The organism is Myxococcus guangdongensis (assembly GCF_024198255.1).
Taxonomy (GTDB): Bacteria; Myxococcota; Myxococcia; order Myxococcales; family Myxococcaceae; genus Myxococcus; species Myxococcus guangdongensis.
On the sequence record NZ_JAJVKW010000003.1, the window covers coordinates 236,147 to 259,445 of the forward strand.

Consider the following 23,299-nt stretch of genomic DNA (forward strand, 5'->3'; position numbering starts at 1 on the left):
GTCGCGGGGCTTGCCTTGCGCGTCGCTCCAGGCATTGCTGGGCCCCTCGTCGGGAACGAAAGGGGAGTGGGGAACCATGCGGCTCGTGAAAGTCGGCATCGCCAGCGTCAACACCGTCGTCGGAGCCTTCGTCCGCAACACGGACCGGGCGCTGACCCTGGCGAAGCGGATGGCCGAGGACGGCGTCACCGTGGGCGTCTTCCAGGAGCAGCTCATCGCCGGCTACCCCGCCGAGGACATGGTGCAGTGGCAGGGCTTCATCGACCGGCAGTGGCCGGAGCTGGAGCGCTTCGCGAACCAGACGGCGTCGCTGCCCACGGTGTTCCTGGTGGGCGTGGGCGTGGCGCTGCAGGGCCAGCGGCTCAACTGCGCCGCGGTGGTGGCGGGAGGGCGCGTGCTGGGCCTGGTGCCCAAGGAGAAGCTGCCCACCTACAGCGTCTTCTATGAAGCGCGCACGTTCGGCCGCGGCCAGCCGGGCATGGCGGAGGTGTACCGGGGCGTGCCCCTGGGCGACTACCTGTTCCAGTTCGACTTCGGCCTCATCGCGCCGGAGGTCTGCGAGGACATCTGGAGCGCGGACGGCCCCATGCGCCGGCGCACGTACTCCGGCGCGGAGCTGGTCATCAACCTGTCCGCGTCCCCGTTCCGGCTGGGCTTCGTGGAGACGCGCCGCGAGCTCATCGCCACGCGCGCCGCCGACCACCAGTGCACCATCGCCTACTGCAACGCGGTGGGCAGCAACGACGGCCTCATCTTCGACGGCGGCGGCTTCCTCAACCAGAACGGCCGCCACGTCATGGAGACGCCCCGCTTCCAGGAGGGCTACGCAGCGGCCGTCGTGGACCTGGACCGCACCCTGCGCCTGAGGGGCGAGGCCACCACCTGGCGCGTGGACCGCGAGACGTGGCTGTCCTCGGGCGGCGGGCGCGTGCCGGTGCTCGACTGCACCCAGGCGGTGGCCACCCGGCGCGAGGCGCTCACGTACCCGGTGCCGCCGCAGCGCAGCTTCTTCCTGCCCGGCCCCGACAAGCGCCGCCCCGCGCGCGAGGCGCTGTGCGAGGACATCCTGGACGCGCTCGCGCTGGGCGTGGGCGACTACTTCGAGAAGACGCGCGCCTTCAAGGTGCTGGGCATCGCGCTGTCGGGCGGACGCGACTCGCTGCTCACGCTGCTCATCGCCCACCGCTACGCGAAGCGCGCGCGGCCGGACAACCCCGGCTCGCTCATCCAGGCGTTCTACATGCCCAGCCGCTTCTCCAGCGACTCCACGCGCGAGGCGGCGGAGACGATCGCGCGCGAGCTGGGCGTGGCCTTCCAGGTCGTCTCCATCGACGAGGCCTTCGAGCGCGAGCGCGCCGTGGCGGAGACGATGCTGGGCGGCGCCCCCGTCACCGCCATCACCGAGCAGAACATCCAGGCCCGCCTGCGCGCCCAGCGCATGTGGAACTGGAGCAACTCCTGCGGCGGCCTGTTCCTGCAGACGGGCAACATGAGCGAGAAGTCCGTGGGCTACACCACCATCGGCGGAGACCTGATGGGCGCGCTCGCCGTCATCTCCAACGTGCCCAAGACGGTGGTGATGTACCTGTTGGACTACCTCCAGGAGACCACGGGCCACGAGGGCATCCGCAAGGTGCTCGCCAAGCCCGCGGGGCCAGAGCTGGCGCACAATCAGGTGGGCGAGGAGGAGCTGATGCCCTTCCCCATCCTGGACGCGTGCTTCTACCTGTTCGCCGCGGAGAAGCTCACGCCCGCGGAGATGCTCCAGGCGCTCACGGCCATGTTCCCGGAGGTGGACGCGGCACGGCTGTCGGGCCACGTGGACAAGTTCGTGCGGCTCTTCAACCAGTCCATCTACAAGTGGGTCCAGTCCCCGCTGTCGCTGCACATCGGCAACCTGGACTTGGACCGCGAGCGCGCGCTGCAGCTCCCCGTCGTCACCGGCTCCGAGTGGCTGCGCGCGAAGTGAGGCACTGAACGCGCAACCGTGTTGCCCGTGCCCCACGTCTGGCCGCTTGCTGGGCGTGGGGGCGCGCTGGGGTGATCTCCACCTTTGTGCTCCTTGCCGGATGTCCTCCCGGAAACAACCTTCATGTCAGCCACTCGACGACGGAGGGTTGGATGAAAGCGAAGATTCTGGCAGGCGCCATCGGGGCGCTCATGTACGGCACCTCGGCCTTGGCTTCGGATGGCGATTGCCCGCCGCCCCAGGCGAGCACGGAGCGCCAGGGGCAAGGCGTGTTGTTGGCCCAGTCGCAGGACACCTCTTCGGGCAACTCGGACGTGCTCCAGGAGGAGGACATCATCATCGACACCGAGCCGGTGCCCGACTCCATGGGCACGGACGACAGCGCGGGCATCGGTGGCAGCGGAACGAGCGGACAGGATGACTCCTCGAGCGGGAGCAGCCAGGCCGTGCCGCCCGCACAGGGCGAGCTGCGCATGAACATGCCGCTGCGGTGTGAGCCCGTGGACTCGCAGCAGCAGGGCACGGGTGGCAGCGGCTTCGACAGCCAGCAGCAGGGCATCCAGAGCGTCCCAGCTCCGGCGGCCCCTCCTCCCGCGGCCCCCCCGCCGGCCGCGCCACAGCCTCGTCCCGAGGCGGGGGCTCCGGTGGACTCGAAGTCGGAGTCCTATCCGGCGCCACAGCAGGACGCCTTCGGTGGGAGCGGCATCGCGGCGCCTCCTCCGGCGGACTACCGGCCCTCGGCCGAGGCGGCCGAGCCGATTGAGCCGCTCGAGGTGAAGAAGAAGGACAAGAACGACATGAAAGGGCTGAGCCTGCTGCTCAACGGCGGTGTGGAGGGTTACACCGGCGCGCTGGCTCCGCAGCTCAACCCCGGCCCCACCGCGGGCGTGACGGCGGCCATCCGGCCCTCGAGGGTGTTCGGCATCGAGCTGGGCTACACCGGCGCGCTCAACAACATCGACTCGAAGCGCGGCGAGGTGGACACGGACGGTCCGGACCTGATTCGCAACGGCGGTCAGGCGGTGGCGACGCTCGGCCTGTTCCCCACCGCGTGGCAGCCGTACGTGCTGGGTGGCATCGGCATCAGCGACTACAACTTCCGAGGCGGCCAGTCGCTGGGCTACAAGGACGACACCGTGGGCAACGTGCCGGCGGGCGTGGGTCTGCGAGGCCACGTGGGCCACTTCACCGTGGACGCGCGCGCCAACTACAACTTCCTCTTCGACAAGGACTTCGCTCCGGGCATCGACTCCGGCGGCGGTGACTTCGACGGGGGCGGCAGCTACCAGGGCACCGTCAGCGTGGGCGGCACCTTCTGAGTGGCGGTCCTGACGCCTTCACACAGGGAGTAGTCAGTGGCGCGGTGCCCGGTAGCCAACGGGCCCGCGCCGCTGTGTTTTCAGGTGCGGCGCGCCGGGCACCCACGGGTTAAGGTGAAACCTTCCACTGCAACAGGAGAGGGAATGAGCCTGAAGGTCGAAGATTCGAAGGTGGGCACCGGAGCGGAGGCCACCGCCGGCAAGTCGGTCACCGTGCACTACGTGGGGACGCTGACGGACGGCAAGAAGTTCGACAGCAGCCGGGACCGGGGCCAGGGCTTCACGTTCCGTCTCGGTGCGGGTCAGGTCATCCAGGGTTGGGACCAGGGCGTGGCGGGCATGAAGGTGGGCGGCGTGCGCAAGCTCACCATCCCCCCGGAGCTCGGCTACGGCGCGCGCGGCGCGGGCGGCGTCATCCCGCCCAACGCCACCCTGGTGTTCGAGGTGGAGCTGTTGGACGTCCGCTGAAGTCATGCCCCGCTGACGGCGGGGAGAAACGAGGGCCGTCATGGCGACGGTGGAAATCACCAAGGACAACTTCAAGGAAACCGTCGGCAAGGACGGCATCGTCATCCTGGACTGGTGGGCGTCGTGGTGCGGCCCGTGCCGCCTCTTCGCGCCCACCTTCGAGACTTCGTCCGGCAAGCACCCGGACATCGTCTTCGGGAAGATAGATACCGAGGCGCAGCCGGAGCTCTCCGGGGCTTTTGAGATCCGCTCCATTCCCACGCTCATGGTGTTCCGTGACGGCATCCTCCTGTTCGAGCAGGCGGGGGCGCTGCCGGCCGCCGCGCTGGAGGACCTGGTCCGTCAGGTGCGGGACCTGGACATGGCGCAGGTGAAGAAGGAAATCGAGGAGCGCCGGGGCAAGGAAGCGCCCAAGGTCTGAGCGGCCAGCCTTCGCGCGAGCGGATGGAGGTTCGTCCGCTCGCGTGAGGTGGGGCGGCTCACCAGTGGATGAGCAGGGAGAAGTCCTTGTAGGGCGGCTCGCCCGACTCCAGCTCGACGCGGAAGCGGCGCTCGGGGTTGGTCTGCAAGAGGCCGCTGCGCACCAGGCCGCTGCACCATGCGGGGCCGAAGAACTCGTCCTTGAAGCTCAGGCGCGCGGTGGTGTCGGAGACGCGCTCGTACTCGCGCTCGCCGAAGGTGCTGGTGGCGCCCGCCAGGCCCGAGCCCACGGACAGGCCGCGGTGCGGGTCCTCGCCGGTGATGGCCATGACCATCTCGCCCACGGGGGCGGAGAAGACGTGGGAGGCGGCGGTGAAGGACAGCTGCTCCACGGCGGCCGCGTAGTCCTCGCCCAGCTTCTGGCCCACGGACAGGGCGCCCTCGTGCAGCAGCGCCAGGTAGTCGCTGGCGGCCCGGTGCGTGGGCGCGCCGCGCGCGGGGACGGCGGGGATGACGGGGGCTCCGGCGGCGATGGCGAGTGACTGGCCCATCCTCCTGGCGATGCTCTCCCTGAGGCAGTGGACGAACAGGTCGAGCACCAGGTGTTCGGGACGGCAGAGAGCCATGCGGGCTTGCAGGTGCGCAGGAGAGTCCATGTCACTTTCCTAGCGGCGCCCGGTGGGACAAGTCCAGGGGGGCTGGGTCGTCCGCGGGTCGCTCCGTCATTTGGCGACCGTGCAAACCCCTCCGCCGTTGAGGTGGGCCTGGTCGACGATGCTCTGGGTGACGAACTCCTGCAGCGTGCGCACATCGTGGGCGCCGGGCAGATACACCACGGGTTGACCCGCCGCGTCGCGCAGCTCGCCTCCGTCCCGACCTCGCAGGTCGGTGAGCAGCTGGGAGGCGAGTCCCTCCGGGGTGATGAAGTGGTCCTGCGTGGCCGTCGCGGCGATGGCGTCGAAGCGCAGCTGCACGCCCCGGTGGGTTCCGAGCCGGTCGTAGAACATGTGCTCCGCGTGGATGGTGACCTCCACGTCCGCGCGTGAGCCCTCGGGGACGATGATGCCCTGGGTACCATCCACCCCGTTGATGCAGTCCACCATGCGCGCGTCGACGGGGAAGCCCATCCGGAAGTTGAACACACCCACACCGGACTTCACCGCGCGGCCCTCCACCCAGTAGCTGAAGCCGCGCTCGCGCATCATCCGGAGGTCCTCGGCGGAGACCTGTCCGTCCGCCAGCTCGGTGCCGTCGTGGGGAGGGCTGACCCGGAAGCCCACGTTCCAGCGGCCCGCGGGCAGGCCCGTGAGCTCGGTGAGCGGGATGTCTCCCTTCTGCACGTCCACCAGCACGTGGCGTGGGCTGTCGCGCACCTCGCCGGACGCGGAGGTGAGGCGCACCTCGCCCAGGGACACCAGATACTTGGTGAACTGCACGGACCAGCTGTCCTGGAAGAGGGTGTCCGGCAGGCCGCGCTGGGTGCCGTCCCCGCCGCTCATCGTCACGCGCACGTCTCCGGTGGCCACGTTGTCGCACCCCGGGAGCGCCAGGGTGGCGAGCACGCAGAACAGGAGCCCGCTCAGGTTCGTTTTCATGTTTCCGAGGTGTATATGTAACCAAGTTGCAATTCAAGCGGGGCCCGTTGTATCTGCGGGGGGCGACGTTCGCGGTGGCGGGTGCCGCCGAACCCAGGAGTGAGGGCCTCGCCGTGTGGATTGCGATGCTGGTGATGTGCGCGATGGGGGCGCTGGAGGAGGTGCCCATCACACCGCCGGTTCCGGTGGAGGCGGCGGCGCCATCGATGCCCGTGGATGCGCCGGTGTTGGAGCGGCCGGCGACGGTGGTGTTGCGGTTGACCATCGACGAGGCGGGCGAGGTGTCGCGCGCGGAGGTGCAGTCGTCCGCGGGGCCGGTGTTCGACCGGGCGGCGATGGAGGCGGCGGTGCGCTGGCGCTTCCAGCCGGCGCGGCGGGGCGAGGCGCCGCTCGAGGTGCGGGTGGATGTGCCGGTGCACTTCGTCCCGGAGTCAGCGGGCGGTGTGAGCACGCACCATCATGGCGAGGCGATGGCCGCCACGGCGGTGCCGGCGCGAGGCGGTGAGTCGACGGGCGACTGGTCCACGGCGGTTGCTTCGGCGACTGGCCCGAGCGATGGGCCGGAGTCCCGCTCGTCGCGGGGAGCTTCGGCGCGAAGCGCGGCGACTGACGCTGAATCGCCCAGTGATGCGCCCGGCTCCGGGGCGGAGTCACGTTCGTCGCGGGGGGCTTCGTCTCAAGGCGTGGCGGCTGGCCGAGCGTCGCCAGGCGAGGAGACGGGCCTCGCGTCATCGACGCAGGCTGGCTCTGCTTCGACCCCGGGTGACGCGGAGGGTTCGACTTCGTCCGTGGAGCAGGGCGCCACGAAGGAGTCGAAGTCCTCCGAGCGGGTCCTCTCCACCACCGTCCGCGATGTCGCCGCGGCGCCGCCGCCGGTCGCGGTGGGCGACTTCCACATCGAGGTGGGGCAGCTCGCGGACGTGCCGCGCAACTCGGCCTCGGACCTGATGCTGCTCGCGCCCGGCGTGATGCTCGCGAACCACGGTGGTGAGGGACACGCGGAGACGGTGTTCATCCGGGGCTTCGACGCCGGCGAGGGCAAGGACGTGGAGATGCGCCTCAACGGCGTGCCCCTCAACGAGGTCTCCCACTCGCACGGCCACGGCTACGCGGACACGTACTTCATCATCCCGGAGTTGGTGCACGCGCTGCGCGTCACCGAGGGACCTTACGACGCCTCTCAAGGCGACTTCGGCGTGGCGGGCACGGTGGAGTACCAGCTCGGGCTGGCGCGCCGGGGGCTCACCACGTCGGTCAGCTACGGCAGCTTCGCCTCGCGTCGGCTCGCGCTGGTGTGGGGCCCTCCGGAGTCCAGTGAGGCCACCTTCGTGGGGCTGCTGCTGCGACAGGGTAACGGCTTCGGACCCAACCGCACGTACGCCAACGCGAGCGCCATGGCGCAGGTGGAGCTGCTGCTCGGTGATGACACCCGGCTGCGGTTGCTCGGGACGAGCTACGGCGCGCGCTTCTCCTCGGCGGGCGTGGTGCGCGAGACGGACGTGGTGGACTCGCGGTTGCCCTGTGCGCCGGACGCGGACTCGCAGTTCTTCTGCTTCTACGACGAGAACCAGGGCGGCGCGAGCCAGCGCCACATCGTCTCCGCCGAGCTCCAGTCGCGACTGAAGCGCGGTGGGCGGCTGGTGCAGCAGGGGTACGTGGTGCTTCGCCAGACGCGCATCCGCGACAACTTCACCGGCTTCGTCCAGGACACTCCGCCCGTCGGTCAGTCCCAGCGTGGCGACACGGCGGAGGGGTTCTACCGGGGCAATACCCTGGGCCTGCGTGGTCGATACATCCCGGGTCTCACGCTGCTGGGTGAAGCGCGTCCGTTGGAGCTGGGCTACGTGGCCCGTTACGACGACGTGCGCACGCGCTCGCGGCGACTGCGGGACAGCGGCGGCGCGCCCTACGCCACGCTCTACGACAACCAGGTGCGCACCACGAACCTGGGGGGCTACGCGTCCCTGCGCGTCTCGCCCCGTCCCTGGCTCACGCTGCGGGCGGGCCTGCGACTGGACACGTTCCTGTTCGGCGTGGAGGACTTGAACCGTCCCGCGGTGGACCGGGACGGGCCTCGGCTCACGGACGAGTCCGTGGATGCCTATGGCTTCTTCGCCAGCCCCCGGGCCAGCGCGGAGGTGAAGCTGTCCCCCCGGCTCACGTGGATGACGAGCGCGGGGCTCGGCGCGCGCTCCAGTGACGCGGCCGCGCTGTCGGATGCGGAGCTGGCGCCGTATGCGCGGGTGGCCTCGGGAGAGACGGGGCTCGGCTGGCGACTGGAGGGCGAGGGGAGCCCGTACACACTGGAGGCACGTGGCGCTGTCTTCGCGACCCGCGTGTCGCAGGACTTCGTCTTCGACGAGCGCCTGGGCCGCAACCAGCCCATCGGCGCGTCGCAGCGCCTGGGCGCCTTCGCCACGGGGCGCTTCGTGTGGAGCGAGTGGATGGACGTCCAGGCCTCCATCGCCTGGGCGCGCGCCACGCTGCCCGCGCCCGGTGCGTCCGCGTGGAAGCTGTGGGATGGCGCGGTGATGCCGTACATCCCGTCGCTGCTGGGTCGACTGGATGCGTCGGTGCGTGGCGATGTCACGCTCGCGGGTGAGCGTGTGGGGTGGAACGTGGCGCTGGGGCACAGCGCGGTGGGGCCTCGGCCGCTCCCGCTCGACCGCTACAGCGAACCCGTCTTCCTGTTCGATGTGGCCACGCGCGCGCGCTGGAGCTGGGTGGAGTTCGGCGTGTCCGTGGAGAACGCGCTCGACACGCGCTGGCGTGAGACGGAGCTCAATTACGTCTCCAACTTCCGAGGGGCGGATGCGCCCGCTTCGCTGCTCGCGACGCGGCACTTCACCGCGGGGCCCCCGCGCACCTTCCGGGGGACTCTCACGCTGTATCTGGACTTCGAGGAGGACTCTCCATGAACTCGCCCGTGTTTCCTCGCGGCATGTCCCGCCGTGCCTTCACGCTGGGCCTGGGCGCGGCCCTCGCGACAGGAGGCTCCGCCTGCGGACTGTCCGGCACGGGTGGTCGCGGCATCGTGTTCCACATGGGCCTGCGCACTGCGCTCGCGCCCGAGTCCACGCAGGTTGGTGAGTTCACCACGGACACGGGCTGGGGCGTGCGGCTCACCTCGGCGCGGATGGTGCTCGGACCCATCTACCTCTTCGAGAACGCATCCCCCCTCCAGCAACAGGCGCGCGGGGTTCTTCGCTCGCTGATGGACATCCTCGTCCCCACGGCCCACGCGCACGACGGAGACTTCTTCTCCGGAGGCACCGTGCTGGGCGAGTGGGACCGCGAGGTGGTGTTCGACCTGCTCAGCAGTGGTGAGGCGCGAGTGCTCGGGCGTTCTCCTGGTATCGCGGGTCGTGCGCGCTCGTTCTCCCTGCTGCTCCAGCCGCCCTCACGCGCGCTGGGCGAGGAGGGCGCCGCGCTGCAGGGCCACTCCGTGCTGATGGAGGGCACCGCCTTCCGGGGCGAGCAGCGCATCCCCTTCCGTGTCGCGCTCGACTTCCCTCCACCCGTGGAACTCCAGCGCGTGGACTTCGTGCCCATCGAAGCGGACCTGGACGATGACGGCCTCTTCGTCGTGGAGGTCCGCCCCCATCAGTGGTTCCAGGGGGCGCACTTCGACCGGCTCCCGCCCTCCACCGATGGGCTCGCGGTGGACATCACGCCCGAGACGCAGGTGCACCGCGCGTTGTCCGTCAACGTGCGGCGCTTCACCGCCTTCTCGGGCGCGTGGGAGCCGGGCTTCACCTCATGAGGTGCTCGCGCCACCGGGCACGGGCGAGGCGCTCCGGCTGGTCGCGCGCGAGATGCTCAGCCACACGAGCGTCACGGCGAGCCAGCCCACGGTGAGCGCCCGCCACGACAGGGGCGTGTTCGCCTGGACGAGCCACAGCGTCACGGCGCCACCCATGGCGAACACCCGCGCCATCTCCAGCGGCAGGCCCCAGCGCTTGGACTCCATCATCCCGCCCCACGCGGTGGCCATGCCCCAGAAGAAGACGCTCAGCATCAACTTCTGCCAGCCCACGAGCGGCGAGGCGTGGTGGCTGACCAGCAGCATGAAGGGCATCGACGCAATCATCTGGAAGACGAGGTAGCCGCGGATGTTCGGCAGCTCGGTGGACTGGAACTTCACCTCCACGCCCGTCTGGTTCCACTTCGTCTCCACGCGGGCCGGCAGGTCCGAGGGACGCCAGCCGGTGGGCATGACCCAGAGGCGGAGACGGTCCCACCAGCTGCGCGTCTTCACCGCGTCGCTGCAGAGCTTCGCCCAGAACTGGAAGTTGATGACGGTGGGGTCCCACGTGTTGGGCGGCGTGGTGACGCCGTAGGAGCACTCCTCCGTCTCCTCCTGGTACGTGCCGAACATCTTGTCCCAGATGATGAGGAAGCCCGCGTAGTTCTTGTCGATGTAGAGGTCATTGCGCGCGTGGTGCACGCGGTGGTGCGAGGGCGTGTTGAGCCAGGATTCAATCCACCGGGGCATCTTGGGGATGACGCGGGTGTGGGGGATGAACTGGAGCACCAGGTGGAAGGCCACCATGGCGAGCACGGCCTGCGGCGAGAAGCCGACGATGACGAGCGGCCAGTAGAACAGGAACGAGAACAGCCGCTGGGTGACGCTGGCGCGCAGGGCCACCGCGTAGTTGAGCTCCTCGGTGGAGTGGTGCGGCGAGTGCGCGGCCCAGCCGATGTTGGTGCGGTGTCCGAAGCGGTGGAACCAGTAGAAGAGGAAGTCGACGCCCAGGAAGAGTCCGACGAGCGCCCACGGCGACGCGCTGTCGATGCGCCAGAGGGACAGCTCACCCAGCAGGGTGAACAAGGGCAGCACCATCAGCGCCACGGCCACGTTGACGCACTGGTTGAGGACGGCGGTGCCCACGCTCGCGATGGAGTCCTGGAAGCTGTAGTAGCCGTTGCGCTTCGCCACGCAATAGATGAACTCGCCCAGCGCCAGCGCGATGACGAAGGGCGTGGCGATGGCGTAGACGTTGATGGACATGCCCTCGGGTGTACGGCGCCCGGCTCGCTGGGCGCCTTAACCTGGGTTAACCTCGTCCCACCTACCCGTGAGATTCCCGACGCTCTACGAGCAGCTCGCCCCGCTCGGCCCCATTCCCCCGAGTGAATGGGAGCGCGCCGAGTCGTTCGCGAGGGAGCAGGCGGTGGAGCGCAAGGCCCACTTCCTGCGTCCCGGAGACGCGGCGGACCGCTTCGCCGTGGTGCTCCAGGGCGTGTTCCGGCTGGTGCGCGTCTCCGCCCGAGGCGGCGAGTCGGTGAAGGCGTTCCGCGCCGAGGGTGAACTGCTGGGGGCCTACGCGGAGATGCTCCAGCGTCAGCCCTCGATGACGTCCATCGAGGCGCTGGAGCCCGCACGGGTGCTGGTGTTCCGCACCCAGGACTTCCAGGCGCTGGAGGAGGGCCACACGTGCTGGGTGCGCGTGGCGCGCCGCGTCGCCGAGCGGCACTTCCTCTTGAAGGAGCGCCGCGAGCAGGAGTTCCTGGAGCTGTCCGCGGAGGAGCGGCTGGACACCTTCTGGGCGGAGCACCCGCACCTGCGCGGGCGCGTGCCGCAGCGCGACGTGGCGGCCTACCTGGGCATCACCGAGGTGGCCCTGAGCCGCATCATGTCGAGACGGCGCAAGCGCGCCGAGTGAAGCCCGCACCGTCCGTTCACGATGGGGCTCGCGCGGCGCGCTCGAGACTTCGCGGCGCGCTTCAGTACCGCTCGAAGACGAAGGTGAACTTCTCCAGCGGAGTCGGGCCGTAGGTGAGGCGCAGGAAGCGGTCTCCGGCGGGCGCGGTGAACTTCAGCGTGTGGGTGATGGCGGGCAGGCAGACCTGCGGCGCGGGCGTCACGGTGGAGGGAATCACCACCTCGGCGTCCGTCACGTCGTGCACGACGATGGGCACGTCCTGGTTCAGGTAGAGGATGACCGGCCGGTCGCGCTCGTCCGAGACGACCTCCGAGTAGCCGAGGAACGCGCCGCCGTTCGCCGGGAGCGTCAGCTCGTAGAACTCGTGGGGCGCGTCCGTCGCGGGATACATGGCCGTGGGGGATGCACCGGCCGTGACGGCGACGGGGGCCTCCAGCAGCGCATGACCACAGGCGTGCTCGGTGACGCCGTCCCGCTTGCCCGTGGTGAAGTCGAGCCGTCCATCCCCGAGGCTCGCGTGCGCCGTGTCCAACGCATGGCCCGCCTCGTTGCGCAGCTGCGTGAGGTCCACCGAGTAGCGGCTCTCCTCCTCGAGCGGCGGCAGGTCTGACTCTGGCCGGGGAATCGAGACGGTGAGCGTCAGCGCGTCCTCGGACCAGGTGCCCGTCAGCAGGCGCGGAGCGTTGGCGGGCGTGCTCTCATCCCGCAGCGTCACCCGGCCCTCCGCGACGTCCATCTTCTCGTTGAACGTGACGGCGACCAGACGCCGCAGCGACGTGTTCGTGCCGACCTTGTACGTCTGCACGGGCAGCACCCCCGTGGCGCCCTCCGTCGGATTCGAGGACACGACGTGGGGCCGCGCGACGTCCGCACCCACCTGGAACGAGAAGCTGTAGGCCGTCGCCTGGCGGTTGCCCGCGAGGTCCTCGAACCGCTCCACCGTGACGTCCACCTTCGCCCCGGCGCGCAGGGGCTGCGTGGGATGCGCGATGAGCGTGCGCCCCTGGTCCTCCCAGTGCCCCGTCTCCAGCGAGAGGGAGACGTCGCCGTCCGCGGCGCGCACCGTGCCCGAGCCCTGTCGGACGGGCTCGCTGAAGCGCACCGTGAGCGCGCTGCCCGGGGCGATATCCACGGCGTCGGCCGTGGGCGTGGTGCCCGTCACCGTGGGCGGCGTGGTGTCTCCCGCGTCGGGGCCCGCGTCCGTCGTCGTTCCTCCATCGGGAGGCGCGGGCGTGGGGTCGTCGTTGTCGCAGCCCGTCAGGGCCAGCAGGGTGCAGGTGGCCAGCAGCGTGGCCGCGTTGGAGAAGCGCATCGGGTGTGACCTCGCGAGGGTGAGTCAAGGACGAGGGCGGAGCACCCCTGGATGTCTGGGATGCCCCGCCGGCAGTCACGCGGACTGCTTGCTACGGGTCAGCGACTGTCAGCAGTTGAAGATGGCGGGGTTGGTGTCGTCGCAGTCGAAGCGCGTCTTCGAGTAGCCGCCGTTCACCTCACAGGCGAAGCGGTAGACGGGCGTGTTCACGCCGTAGCCGTCGCCGTCCTGGTCCCGGTAGTAGCGGTCGCGGTTGTTGTAGAGGTACTCGGGGACGATGCCCACCTGGTTGCCCGACGCGGTGGCCGAGACGACGATGTACTGGGTTCCCGGCGTGAGGTCGTAGACCTGCGCCTTGATGAGCGAGCAGCCCGTCTCCGCGACGGACTCGTTGATGAGCGGGGCCACCGTCGCGCTGGTGGCGGCGTTCACCACCGTGAGGGCCACGTTCTTGTTCACATAGAACGCGACGGACTCCACGGTGCCGCTCCCGGACACGTTGGTCGGGGTGAACGTCACCGAGCCCTCGGCGCCAGCCGGCAGGGTGAGCGTGTAGTGCTTGTGCTGCGTGCTGATGTCCGGCGCGGTGGACACGCGCGTGGCGCTGGCCGTCACGCCCACGTTGTCACCGCTGTTGTTCGCGTGCGTGCACGCGTGCGTCGTCATCATCGTGTCGTCCACCGACACGCAGCCGGCCTCCAGCGGCTGCTCCGCCTGGCCGGTCGACTCCTGCTCCACGTCCTCCGTCGGTCCGCAGGCCGCGAGCGACAGGCCGAGCAATGCACCGCAGAGGGTCTGCTTCAGCATCTTCATGTGGGATTTCCTTTCAAGGCCGGGCGCGACGCGCGGGCACCGAAGCGGCGTCCTGCAACACGCCACGGCGCCGATATTCATGTCTTAATAGTAACTCAGTTGCAATAACGACGCGCACGATTTCCAGGAGTCGCTGCGTGCGGCGTTACTGGAGGTGCTCGATGACCATGCCGAGCTCGGCGAGCGAGGTGGGGCCGAGCGTGAGCGTGTATTGGACGCGGTCGGTCAGCTCGTAGCCGACCATGTGTTTCAGGCCCGGACAGAAGTCGCCGGTGGCCTGGGTGCCCGCGGGGGTCACGGTCTTCTGGACGGCGGTCTCCACGAGGGTGACGGGGACGTCGGGGGTGCCCAGGTAGACGACGAAGTTGCCGGAGGCGAAGGCCTTGTAGCTGAACGTGCCGGTGTACTGGCCATCCACCTCGCGCAGCTTCACGGTGTAGTACGTGTGGAAGTCGTCCACGCGAGGGTCGCGGGTGGTGGAGGCGGTGACGGTGACGAAGGGGCCGCTGGAGACGTGCCAGCAGGCGTGCTCCCCGTTGTCGCCGAAGTCGAAGCCGTCGCTGGGGACGTAGTCGGGGTCCACGACGCAGGCGAGGCCATTCTGCGCGGCCAGGTAGCCCTTGTGGCAGTGACACCAGTCACCGTCGGGCTCGCGGTGGATGTGGCCATTCGGCTCGCACGGGTCTCCCGAGGGCTCGGGTTTGGGTTCGGGCGGAGGGTCGTCGCCACCGCAGGCGGAGGTCGCCAGGGCGAGCGTGGCCAGGAGGGCACGGAGTTTCCAACGCATGGGGGAGCGCTCCACGAGGGCTCGAGAGGTGGATGTCATTGAGAGGCGGGCCGGGAAGAAGGTCTTGGACGACGCTGCACGGAGTGCAAGTGCCCGGAACGATTCCAGGCACTCGCGGGTGAGGGGTTACTCCTCGTGGTGGTGACCGGCCTCCTCGACGATGAGCGAGAAGGCTGCGTTGCGGCGCAGCACGGAGCGGAACTCCAGGTAGTACTCGGTGTCGGCCTCGAGGTCCGCGATGATGGTGGTCTTCAGCGCGCCGCAGACCTCGGCGGGGACGTTGTAGCGGCACTCACGCGCCACCTCGGCGCCGGTGGCCGCCTCGTAGATGCGCAGGCCCCGGTGACGCGACAGCAGGAAGGCGAACTCACCCGACTCGTCCGGGAGGAACGAGACGCGGCCGGCCCAGCCCCAGGAGTTCGTGCTCCGCGGTAGGCTGATGTTGAACGTGGTGTGGGGCGCGCTGACGTCCACCAGCACGGGGGCGCCGAGGGCCGCGGCGGTGACGGGCTCGAAGGGGCCCATCTCCGCGTGGATGCACGCGTGCTCGATGACCTCGTCGAGCTCCTCCGGCTCATCGCAGGAGGGCAGGGCGCCGAAGAGCAGCGCGGACTCGCTGGTGGACAGCTCCTCGGACTGGACGGCCGCTTCGTCGGCGGTGGAGCCGCAACCGGTGAGCAGCATCGCGACGCCGGCGGCGAGCAGGGACTTGTGCAGCAGGGACTGGGGCTTCATCGGGGGACTTCTCCTTGTTGTGGGTACGGCGGGTGTGTCGACTGCGAAGGGCGGTGGCTCAGGGCGTGTCCGGACGCAGCACGACCCAGGTGGCCAGGACCTGGCCCGAGGCGAGGTGCTCGGCGGGGAGCTGCAGGTGCGCGGCGTTGCCCGGCAGGCGCAGCTCGGGCGTGAGGCGGAAGGCCGCGTCGTGTGTGGCCGCGTCCGGGAAGGTGACGCGCGTGACGCAGCCCGCGGCGAAGCAGCGCGGTGGCTCGGCCTCGACGGGCTGGATGCTCGTCGTCATCCGCTGTCGCCACGCGTCCAGCGCCTCGCGGGCCCCGGCGGTCCAGGGCTCCTGACTCACGCCCGTGGACTCGAGTGACGCGAGCACGGCGCTGCGGCGTGCGTTGGGTTCGGCGGGCGCGCCGCGCAGGGCCTGGACGAGCAGCTTGCGTGACTCGGAGAGGGGACGGCGTGCGCGGACGGAGGGGGCGGCCTGCGTCTGCTCGAGGCTGGGTGCCTCGAACTCCAGCGGCTCGGGCTCGTCGGGGAGTGGAGGCTGGGGTGGGGCGGAGGGCGGAGGCTGGGTGTGCGTGAGTGCCGGCGGCCTGGGCGCAACCGCCGCGCGCTCGACACGGCGCGTGGGCTCGACGTGGAAGTCCTGGGGTTCGACGGGAGTGGAGAGGTCGGGATGCCGCAACAGCGCTGACGCGACGCACGCGAGCGCGAGCCCCACCACTCCCACGCTCCAGATGAGTCGCTTCATCGCTCCGCTCCCGCTCGAGGACCGTGTCGGCGGCCGACGGTGGTGTCAGCCGGTCAGTCCCCGCGAACCCCGCAAATATGCAACTGAGATCTAAAAGTAATCAAGTTGCATTTACTGGCCGTGGCCCCGGCATGTCCCGAGGGGTGGGCGAGCCGGGACCCGGTGCGAGTGCGAGAGGGGAGGCGCTGCGAACTCCAGGCGGGATGGGGCGCGAGCCCGCGGCGCGGACTCGGGTACTCGCCTCACGCGCAGGTCGCGCCCGCGCTGCTCACGCGAATGGTCGGTGACTTGTTCCAGCCAGAGAGGTCACCGTCGGACACTCAAGGAGGGACGTCACTTCGGGATGCGCGGCCATCGCGCACGCCGTGGCGCCCATGCTCGTGAGCAGAGGGCTGGCATCCATCGGGGAGCGCAGTCGAGGCGCGGAGCCGCTGGGAGCGCTCACCCGTCACACCATCGCCGAGAGACACTCAGGTCGACGGGCGTCAGGGCGCCAGGTCATCACCGGGCACCGCGCCTGGTGACCGCGAGACGCCGGACCCAGGATGGCCGGCGCCCCACGAACGTCGAGACCGCATCAAGCCGCGTTGGCGGTGACGCCTACGTCCTCGACGGCGGCGAGTCGAGGTCGATGCGCCTGGGCCCGGTGGTTGGCCTCGGCCTCCTCGGCGGCCTGCTCCTCGGCGCGGTTCCAGCAACCGAGCGCCTCCACCCAGCCCTCGAGCAAATCCATCAGCGCGCTGCGCTGCTCGCCGCCCAGCGGCATCAACAGGCGCGCCATGCGCTCCTGCACCACCGAGTCCGCGTTCTCCGCCAGCGCCCGTCCCTGCTCGGTGAGCCGCACGCGCACGCGGCGACGGTCATGCCGCACCGAGCGCTCGCGCTGCACGAGCTTCGCGTCCTCCAGCCGGTCCAACAGCCGGCTCAGTCGGGGCAGGGCGATGCCACCCAGGCGGTCGGCGAGCACGTTGACGGGCAGCAGGCTCTCCGCCTTCAGCCACCAGATGGCCTGGACTTCCATGGGGTCCAGCTCATGGTGGGGCAGGGCACCCAGGGGGCTGGCGAGCGCGCCACAACGCGCCACATCGATGACCAGGTTGCGTAACCGCGCCACCTGGACACGCACTTCCGCCGAAAGCTCGGTCATCTTCGTGCCTCCGCCTCGCGGACACCGTCTCCCCCATCCGGCCCTCGGGAGTCCGTCGGTCGTCCGCCATGAATGGAGGGCTTTCGCCCCCTGCTTGGGGACGTGAACGTGGCGGCGAAGGAGGCATATCGGACCCGTTGGAATATTTCCGGATCCGCGGGGAATCACTCACCCCGTCTGGTGGGGGCGCTGGGCCGCCTTGGCCTTGGCGTGGGCCTTGTCGAAGCCCTCATAGAAGCGCACGGCCTGCTCGCCCACGCGTTGGATGTGCTGGTTGTTGAAGTACGCGGTGATGGGGGCGGCCACGAGCGGCATGGCCCGTCCCAGCGTGTGCATCCCGCCCTTCTCCAGCACCATCGCGGCCAGCTTCCCCATCACCTTGGGGCTGGAGCGGTGCACCGGGCCCAGGCCGTTGGCGTAGCCGAACAGGTCCAGCATCTCCCCCCGGGCGCGCTCGCTCTTGAGGTTCACCTTGTAGAGCGTGGCCACGTCGGTGAGCAGGATGATCTGCAGATAGGACATGAACAGCAGGTCCGCGGGCAGCGCCACCAGGCCGAAGACGCCGCTGACGCCGCCCACCATGCTGGCCAGGTTCTTCTTGTCGTCCACCAGACGTTGGGCCAGCTCCCGGGTGTCCGCGCGGGGGTAGCGCTTCTCCAGCTCCGCCACCCGCACGCGGGCCCGCTTCGTCTCCTGCAGGACGATGTCCGACAGCCGCGCCGAGCCGAGCTTCTTGAGCTCCGCGGGCGTCAGCTTCTTCATGAAGGCCAGCCGCTCGGCCACGCTGTCGTAGAAGGCCATGAGGTGCGTCTCCCGCCTCGGGTTGTCCCGGGTCCTCTAATAACCCCGCTCGGAGAGGTAGAGGTCCACCAGCGCGCCTTCCTCGTACCAGGCGTGGCGCATCTCCGCGTTGAACCAGCGCGAGTCCGGCTTCGCCCCGCGCACCTCCAGCTTCACCTGGTTGGGCGACGTGTCGATGACGGCCGCGCGCGCCTTGCAGGCGTAGCCGGGCTCCTCGCCGTAGCCGCCCTCCAGGCAGACCTCGTCACCCACCGACAGGCGCCGCGTGTACTCGGTGGCCAGGTAGAGCGCCTCGTCACAGTGGGCGCGCACCGAGGACTTCCCGTGGCCCACGCAGCGCGTCTGCAATGGCGCCTTGATGACGGGAATGGCCCCGTAGAGAGGGTCTTCATCGTTGGGGTTGGGCCGGAACGAGCCCACCCCGGAACATCCGGAGAGTCCCAGCGCGAACACGCTGACTCCCGCCCACAGCCGCCTCATCGTGATGGTGCCTCCGGGGCCATGAGCCCCCCTCTAAAAGGTGGGGCGAGCATGGCAAAAGGCGCGCGGAGGCGAAAGCCGACGACGGGAGGACGTCTGCCCTCAGGCAATCCGGCGAGCGGGCCCTGGAATCTCTTCCGTCTGTCCGGGGACGATTCGGTTGGCCGCGTCGACGAAGACGACCTTGGGCTTCCAGTCCCGGGCCTCGGCGTCCTCCACCTCGGCGAAGGTCGCGATGATGACCAGGTCGCCGGGCTTGTTGAGGTGCGCGGCGGCGCCGTTGATGCAGATGACGCCGCTGCCGGGCTCACCCTCGAGGGCGTACGTCTCCAGGCGCGTGCCCTGGGTGACGTTCCAGATGGCGACCTTCTCGTTGGCGATGATGTCCGCCGCGCGGAGCAGGTTCAGGTCGATGGTGACCGAGCCTTCGTAGTCGAGGTCGGCCTGGGTCACCGTCGCGCGGTGGATCTTGGACTTGAAGAGGATGCGGCGCATGGCGTGTGTCCCACGAAAGGCGCCCAACCGTAACGGCTGGGACGCCCTGGGACAACCTTCAGGTGCGCTCCTGCCCGCCCGGCGCCCGGACGGGCGTCATTTCACGATGTTGACCAGCTGGCTCAGGTTCAGCGGCACGGACTGCGAGTCCGAGGTCAGCTTGCCGTCCAGGCTCAGCTTGGCGTTGCCCCCCGAGCGCAGGGCCACCGCGGCGGAGGCGGCCCGGGCGAAGTTGATGGTGAGCGGCAGCGTCACCTGCTTCGTCCCGCTGCCGTCGAGCATGCCCAGGTTTCCGGTGGACAGCGTACCCACATCCGCGCCGGCGACCTTGAGCGCGCCGGTGATTCCGGCGACGGGCAGGGGGAAGCTGTTGCGGTTGGTGATGGCCAGGGGGAACTCGACGGTGGCGCTGGTCAACCCGATGTTGGTGATGCGGGGAGGCTGGAAGGAGACCTGGGGAATCTTGGGGACGTCGAACGCGCCCTCCTTCTGGAGGGGGAAGGACAGGACACCGATGGGCGTCTGCACGCCGACGCTGCCCTGGGCCTTGTAGGCGGCGCGGTCCTTGTTGAGGAAGGTCTCCACCACGGGGACGATGTCCGCGAAGCGCACGTTGGCGGGGAAGACCAGCTCGCTTCTGCCATTGGCCTTGAGGTTCAGGCCCTTCTTGGGCTTGCCGGCGACCACCTGCTTGCCCTCGACGAAGAACGAGTAGTCCACCGAGGCCAGCTCCAGACCGAAGCCGTTGGGGTTGTTGACCTCGTAGACCAGGTCGACGGTGGCGTCGGAGAGCGACGCGCTGGACAGCCGCGCCGTCTTGAAGGTGAGGGTGGGCTTCTTGAAGGCCTTCTTCAGCGCGCTCTGCAGGCCAGCGCAGCCGGCGAGCGTGGTGAAGCAGAGGGCGAACAGGACGAGGGCGAAGCGTTTCATCGTGGGCATGGGCGTATCACCAGACGGCCGCGACCGCGTGGGATTCACGCTCGGGCGGTGTCGACGCAATCACTTGCGGGGGTGGGTGTACTAGGAGGCGGCAGGTGTTAAAGGTCGGTGCGCCCGCACCCTACAGGGAGACACACTTGGCCGGGGCCCACACCCACATCCGCTCCATCCTCCGCCGCCTGGCCTGGGTCCTCGGGCTCGTGGCGCTGTCGGCCTGCTCGCGGGGGGGGTCGTCCCCCCAGGCGCGCACCTTGAAGCTCGAGCCCTGCCAGTTGGAGGGGCTGGCGCCCCAGGCGCAGTGCGGCACGCTGGAGGTCTTCGAGAACCGCGAGACGAAGACGGGCCGCAAGCTGTCCCTGCGCGTGGCGGTGGTGCCCGCGCTGGCGGCGCAGCCCCAGCCCGACCCCCTGGTGTTCCTGGCGGGAGGGCCCGGGCAGGCGGCCACCCGATTGGGCGCCGTGCTGCGCGCGGTGGAGCCCATCCGCCGCCAGCGCGACATCGTGCTGGTGGACATGCGCGGCACGGGGGACTCGAACCCGCTGGACTGCGACTTCCTCCCGAAGGACGCCGGGCTGTCCGACTACTTCAGCGAAGACGACGACCTGGCGCCGCGCCTGCGCGCGTGCCGGGAGCGCTGGGACGCGGACGTGCGGCAGTACACCACGCCCATCGCCATGGCGGACCTGGACGAGGTGCGCGCGGCGCTGGGCTACGAGAAGCTCAACCTCTGGGGCGGCTCCTACGGCACGCGCGCGGCGCTGGTGTACATACGCCAGTATCCGGAGCGGGTGCGCACCGCCATCCTGGACGGCGTGGCGCCCATGAGCCTGTACCTGCCGCTGTACATGCCTCGCGACGCGCAGCGCTCGTTGGATCTGCTGCTGGCCCACTGCGAGAAGGACGCGGTCTGCGAGAAGAACTTCCCCCGGCTGCGCGCGCGCACGGAGGCCCTGCTGGAGAAGCTGACCCAGGAGCCGGTGCGGGTGCGGGTGCCCCATCCGCGCACGGGCGTGCCGGAGGACATCGTGCTGACACGCCAGGCCTTCGTCGGGGCGCTGTTCGGGCTGCTCTACAGCGCGGAGGACTCGTCGATGGTGCCGCTGATGCTGGACCGGGTGACGCAGGGCGACTGGGCGCCGTTCGTGGCGCTGAACGTGGGGCGCGGCGAGCGGATGGAGAAGGTGATGAGCCGGGGGCTGCAGATGGCCGTCATCTGCGCGGAGGACGTCCCGTTCGTCGACAAGGCCGCGGTGGAGCGCGAGGCGAAGGGGACGTGGTTCGGCGCGGGGATGGGCCTGGAGATGATGAAGGTGTGCGAGGACTGGCCGAAGGCGACGGTGCCCGCGGGCTTCCGCGAGGCGGTGGTGTCGGACGTGCCCACGCTGCTGCTCTCCGGAGAGCTGGACCCGGTGACGCCTCCTGCGTGGGCGGAGGAGGCGAAGCGCACGCTGAAGAACAGCCTGCACGTGCAGGTCCCGGGCGTGGGGCACAACACGCTGGGCGTCGACTGTGTGCGCAAGCTGATGGTGGACCTGGTGGCGGACGGTCGGGTGGACACGCTCAAGCCTTCGTGCGGCGCGGGACTCGCCAGGCCGCCTTTCTTCACGTCCTTCGCCGGACCGGTACCCTGAGGACGCGACGCGGATGATTCGAGCGACGAATCTGCACAAGCGGTTTGGCGCCGTGACGGCGGTGGAGGATGTGTCCTTCACCGCCGAGGACGGGATGATCACGGGCCTGCTCGGCCCCAACGGCGCGGGGAAGACGACGACGCTGCGGATGCTCTACACGCTGGTGCGCCCGGACAAGGGCACCGCGGTGGTGGACGACGTGGACGTGGTGGCGCGTCCCCAGGATGCGCGTCGGGGACTGGGCGTGCTGCCGGACACGCGGGGCCTGTACCCACGGCTCACCGCGCGCGAGCACGCGCGCTACTTCGGGGAGCTGCACGGGCTGTCGGGCGCGGCGCTCGACAAGCGCGTGGACGAGCTGGTGGACCTGCTGGACATGAAGGACATCGTGGACCGGCGCGTGGAGGGCTTCAGCCAGGGCGAGCGGGTGAAGGTGGCGCTGGCGCGGGCGCTGGTGCACGGGCCTCGCAACGTGCTGCTGGACGAGCCCACCAACGGCCTGGATGTGATGAGCACGCGCGCGGTGCGCACGCTCTTGCGCCGCCTGCGGGACGAAGGTCGGTGCATCGTCTTCTCCAGCCACGTCATGCAGGAGGTCGCCGCGCTGTGCGAGCGCGTCGTCGTGGTGGCGCATGGCCGGGTGGTGGCGGAGGGGACGCCGGAGGCGCTGCGGCAGGCCACCGGGAAGGACAGCCTGGAAGAGGCCTTCGTGGCGACCATCGGCAGTGAGCAGGGGTTGATGCAATGAGGCGGCTGGTGGGCAGTGTCCTGCGCAAGGAGCTGACGGACCACGTCCGGGACCGACGCACGCTGAGCTCCTCGCTCCTGTGGGCGGTGTTCGGTCCGCTGGTGTTCCTGGCGACCTTCCAGCTCATGTCCAACATGATGCGGGACAAGCCGCTGGAGCTGCCCGTGGTGGGCCGCCAGCACGCGCCCAGCCTGATGGCGTTCCTGGAGCGCCAGGGCGTGACGCTGAAGGATGCGCCCCCGGACTACGAGGCGAGCGTTCGCACGGGAGTGCTGGACGTGGTGCTGGTGGTGCCGGAGGACTACGGCCGGGACTTCTCCACCGGGCGCACCGCGGACGTGAACCTCGTCATGGACAGCTCCCGCACGGCGGCCCGCAAGTCGGTGCAGCGCGCGCGGATGATGGTGGAAATCTACTCCCGGCAGCTCGGAGACCAGCGATTGTACGCGCGCGGCATCGCGCCGGAGCTGTCGATGCCGGTGGACGTGGAGGAGTTGGATTTGTCCACGCCCGAGCGCACCGCGGCCACGCTGTTCAACATGCTGCCGCTGTTCCTGGTGATGGCCACCTTCACGGGCGGCCTGCAGGTGGCGAGCGACACCATGGCGGGTGAGCGCGAGCGTGGCTCGCTGGAGCCGCTGTTGCTCAACCCGGCCCCGCGCGGGGCGCTGGTGGCGGGCAAGTGGCTGGCGACGGTGACGATGGCGGCGAGCACGGTGCTGGTGTCGCTCTTGGGCTTCGTGCTGGTGGTGCGCGCGGTGCCGTTGGAGGAGCTGGGGCTCAAGGCGCGCATGGACCTGCCCATCATCCTGGGGATGGTGCTGGCGGTGTTGCCGCTGACGCTGGCGGCCTCGGCGGTGCAGCTGTGGGTGTCCACCTATGCGCGCTCGTTCAAGGAGTCGCAGACGTACCTCAGCTTGCTGACGGTGGTGCCGACGCTGCCGGGCATGTTGCTGGCGATGTCGCCGGTGCAGACGCAGACGTGGATGTTCGCGGTGCCGGTGGCGGGGCAGCAGATGCTCGCGGCCGAGGTGATGCGGGGCGAGGCGCTGGGGCCGCTGCCCTTCCTGCTCGCCGCGGCGTCCAGTGTGCTGCTGGCGCTGGTGGCCCTGCGTGTCACCACGGGGCTGTTGTCGAAGGAGAAGATCGTCTTCGGTCGGGCCTGAGCGGGGGCCCGGGCAGTGTCGTCGAGGTGTCGGTTGGTGCCAGGGCCTTCCGACGCGAGG

The 23,299-nt window shown here is 69.8% G+C and carries 23 protein-coding genes; 10 read left to right on the forward strand and 13 right to left on the reverse strand.

Annotated features, from left to right (window positions below):
• Positions 1-76 precede the first annotated feature (76 nt).
• The 4 genes from nadE (at position 77) to trxA (ending at position 4,177) form a co-directional block, all read left to right on the forward strand.
• Entirely contained in the window at positions 77-1,969 is a 1,893-nt protein-coding gene (gene nadE, locus LXT21_RS10375) for an NAD(+) synthase (RefSeq protein WP_254037955.1), read from the forward strand.
• 152 nt (positions 1,970-2,121) lie between these two features.
• A complete protein-coding gene (locus tag LXT21_RS10380; RefSeq protein WP_254037956.1) occupies positions 2,122-3,288 on the forward strand; it encodes an outer membrane protein in 1,167 nt (388 codons plus the stop codon).
• 144 nt (positions 3,289-3,432) lie between these two features.
• Positions 3,433-3,756: an FKBP-type peptidyl-prolyl cis-trans isomerase gene (locus LXT21_RS10385; RefSeq protein ID WP_254037957.1), complete on the forward strand. Its 324-nt coding sequence runs from the start codon at positions 3,433-3,435 to the stop codon at positions 3,754-3,756.
• Between the two features lie 40 nt (positions 3,757-3,796).
• Positions 3,797-4,177, forward strand: a complete 381-nt coding sequence (gene trxA, locus LXT21_RS10390) for a thioredoxin (protein WP_254037958.1) — start codon at positions 3,797-3,799, stop codon at positions 4,175-4,177.
• 58 nt (positions 4,178-4,235) lie between these two features.
• Here the strand turns inward: trxA and LXT21_RS10395 are convergent, their stop codons facing one another.
• Positions 4,236-4,832: a DUF2378 family protein gene (locus LXT21_RS10395; protein WP_254037959.1), complete on the reverse strand. Its 597-nt coding sequence runs from the start codon at positions 4,830-4,832 to the stop codon at positions 4,236-4,238.
• 66 nt (positions 4,833-4,898) lie between these two features.
• On the reverse strand, positions 4,899-5,771 hold the full coding sequence (locus LXT21_RS10400; protein WP_254037960.1) for a hypothetical protein: 873 nt from the start codon (positions 5,769-5,771) through the stop codon (positions 4,899-4,901).
• Positions 5,772-5,977: 206 nt separating this feature from the next.
• Between LXT21_RS10400 and LXT21_RS10405 the strand changes: the two genes are divergently transcribed.
• Positions 5,978-8,689 (forward strand): TonB family protein, encoded by a 2,712-nt coding sequence (locus tag LXT21_RS10405; protein WP_407666986.1) that lies wholly within the window; start codon positions 5,978-5,980, stop codon positions 8,687-8,689.
• Positions 8,686-9,534 carry a hypothetical protein gene (locus tag LXT21_RS10410; protein WP_254037961.1) on the forward strand — a complete coding sequence of 283 codons (849 nt, stop codon included), beginning with the start codon at positions 8,686-8,688 and terminating at the stop codon, positions 9,532-9,534. Before LXT21_RS10405 ends, LXT21_RS10410 begins: the two co-directional genes overlap by 4 nt.
• On the opposite strand, the gene LXT21_RS10415 is transcribed toward LXT21_RS10410, so the two are convergent.
• A complete protein-coding gene (locus tag LXT21_RS10415) occupies positions 9,529-10,782 on the reverse strand; it encodes a sterol desaturase family protein (protein WP_254037962.1) in 1,254 nt (417 codons plus the stop codon). The genes LXT21_RS10410 and LXT21_RS10415 overlap by 6 nt on opposite strands.
• A 67-nt stretch (positions 10,783-10,849) precedes the next feature.
• On the opposite strand from LXT21_RS10415, the gene LXT21_RS10420 reads away from it, so the two are divergent.
• Positions 10,850-11,437 (forward strand): Crp/Fnr family transcriptional regulator, encoded by a 588-nt coding sequence (locus tag LXT21_RS10420; RefSeq protein WP_254037963.1) that lies wholly within the window; start codon positions 10,850-10,852, stop codon positions 11,435-11,437.
• A 61-nt stretch (positions 11,438-11,498) separates the two neighbouring features.
• Here the strand turns inward: LXT21_RS10420 and LXT21_RS10425 are convergent, their stop codons facing one another.
• From LXT21_RS10425 to LXT21_RS10470, 10 genes are all read right to left on the reverse strand, one after another.
• Positions 11,499-12,749, reverse strand: coding sequence for an Ig-like domain-containing protein (locus LXT21_RS10425; RefSeq protein ID WP_254037964.1), 1,251 nt, complete (start codon positions 12,747-12,749; stop codon positions 11,499-11,501).
• 108 nt (positions 12,750-12,857) lie between these two features.
• Positions 12,858-13,562, reverse strand: coding sequence for a DUF859 domain-containing protein (locus tag LXT21_RS10430; RefSeq protein ID WP_254037965.1), 705 nt, complete (start codon positions 13,560-13,562; stop codon positions 12,858-12,860).
• A gap of 145 nt (positions 13,563-13,707) precedes the next feature.
• Entirely contained in the window at positions 13,708-14,349 is a 642-nt protein-coding gene (locus LXT21_RS10435; RefSeq protein WP_254037966.1) for a hypothetical protein, read from the reverse strand.
• A 126-nt stretch (positions 14,350-14,475) separates the two neighbouring features.
• Complete coding sequence (locus tag LXT21_RS10440; protein WP_254037967.1) at positions 14,476-15,084, reverse strand: hypothetical protein; 609 nt, start codon at positions 15,082-15,084, stop codon at positions 14,476-14,478.
• 58 nt (positions 15,085-15,142) lie between these two features.
• Positions 15,143-15,832: a hypothetical protein gene (locus LXT21_RS10445; RefSeq protein ID WP_254037968.1), complete on the reverse strand. Its 690-nt coding sequence runs from the start codon at positions 15,830-15,832 to the stop codon at positions 15,143-15,145.
• 577 nt (positions 15,833-16,409) lie between these two features.
• The gene (locus LXT21_RS10450) at positions 16,410-16,979 is read right to left on the reverse strand and encodes a MarR family winged helix-turn-helix transcriptional regulator (RefSeq protein WP_046716623.1); all 570 of its coding nucleotides are present in this window, start codon (positions 16,977-16,979) and stop codon (positions 16,410-16,412) included.
• Between the two features lie 168 nt (positions 16,980-17,147).
• Positions 17,148-17,780, reverse strand: a complete 633-nt coding sequence (locus LXT21_RS10455) for an EcsC family protein (protein ID WP_254037969.1) — start codon at positions 17,778-17,780, stop codon at positions 17,148-17,150.
• A 36-nt stretch (positions 17,781-17,816) separates the two neighbouring features.
• Positions 17,817-18,260: a hypothetical protein gene (locus LXT21_RS10460; protein WP_254037970.1), complete on the reverse strand. Its 444-nt coding sequence runs from the start codon at positions 18,258-18,260 to the stop codon at positions 17,817-17,819.
• Between the two features lie 102 nt (positions 18,261-18,362).
• Positions 18,363-18,755: an aspartate 1-decarboxylase gene (panD, locus tag LXT21_RS10465; RefSeq protein ID WP_141329993.1), complete on the reverse strand. Its 393-nt coding sequence runs from the start codon at positions 18,753-18,755 to the stop codon at positions 18,363-18,365.
• Between the two features lie 96 nt (positions 18,756-18,851).
• Positions 18,852-19,694: an LEA type 2 family protein gene (locus LXT21_RS10470; RefSeq protein ID WP_254037971.1), complete on the reverse strand. Its 843-nt coding sequence runs from the start codon at positions 19,692-19,694 to the stop codon at positions 18,852-18,854.
• 137 nt (positions 19,695-19,831) lie between these two features.
• Here LXT21_RS10470 and LXT21_RS10475 point away from each other — a divergent pair, with 137 nt between their 5' ends.
• From LXT21_RS10475 to LXT21_RS10485, 3 genes are read left to right on the forward strand one after another with little or no spacing between them, the layout of a single operon-like run.
• Positions 19,832-21,325, forward strand: coding sequence for an alpha/beta hydrolase (locus tag LXT21_RS10475; protein WP_254037972.1), 1,494 nt, complete (start codon positions 19,832-19,834; stop codon positions 21,323-21,325).
• Between the two features lie 13 nt (positions 21,326-21,338).
• A complete protein-coding gene (locus tag LXT21_RS10480) occupies positions 21,339-22,073 on the forward strand; it encodes an ABC transporter ATP-binding protein (protein WP_254037973.1) in 735 nt (244 codons plus the stop codon).
• Positions 22,070-23,239 carry an ABC transporter permease gene (locus tag LXT21_RS10485; RefSeq protein WP_254037974.1) on the forward strand — a complete coding sequence of 390 codons (1,170 nt, stop codon included), beginning with the start codon at positions 22,070-22,072 and terminating at the stop codon, positions 23,237-23,239. The genes LXT21_RS10480 and LXT21_RS10485 overlap by 4 nt, the downstream gene beginning before the upstream one ends.
• Positions 23,240-23,299 lie beyond the last annotated feature (60 nt).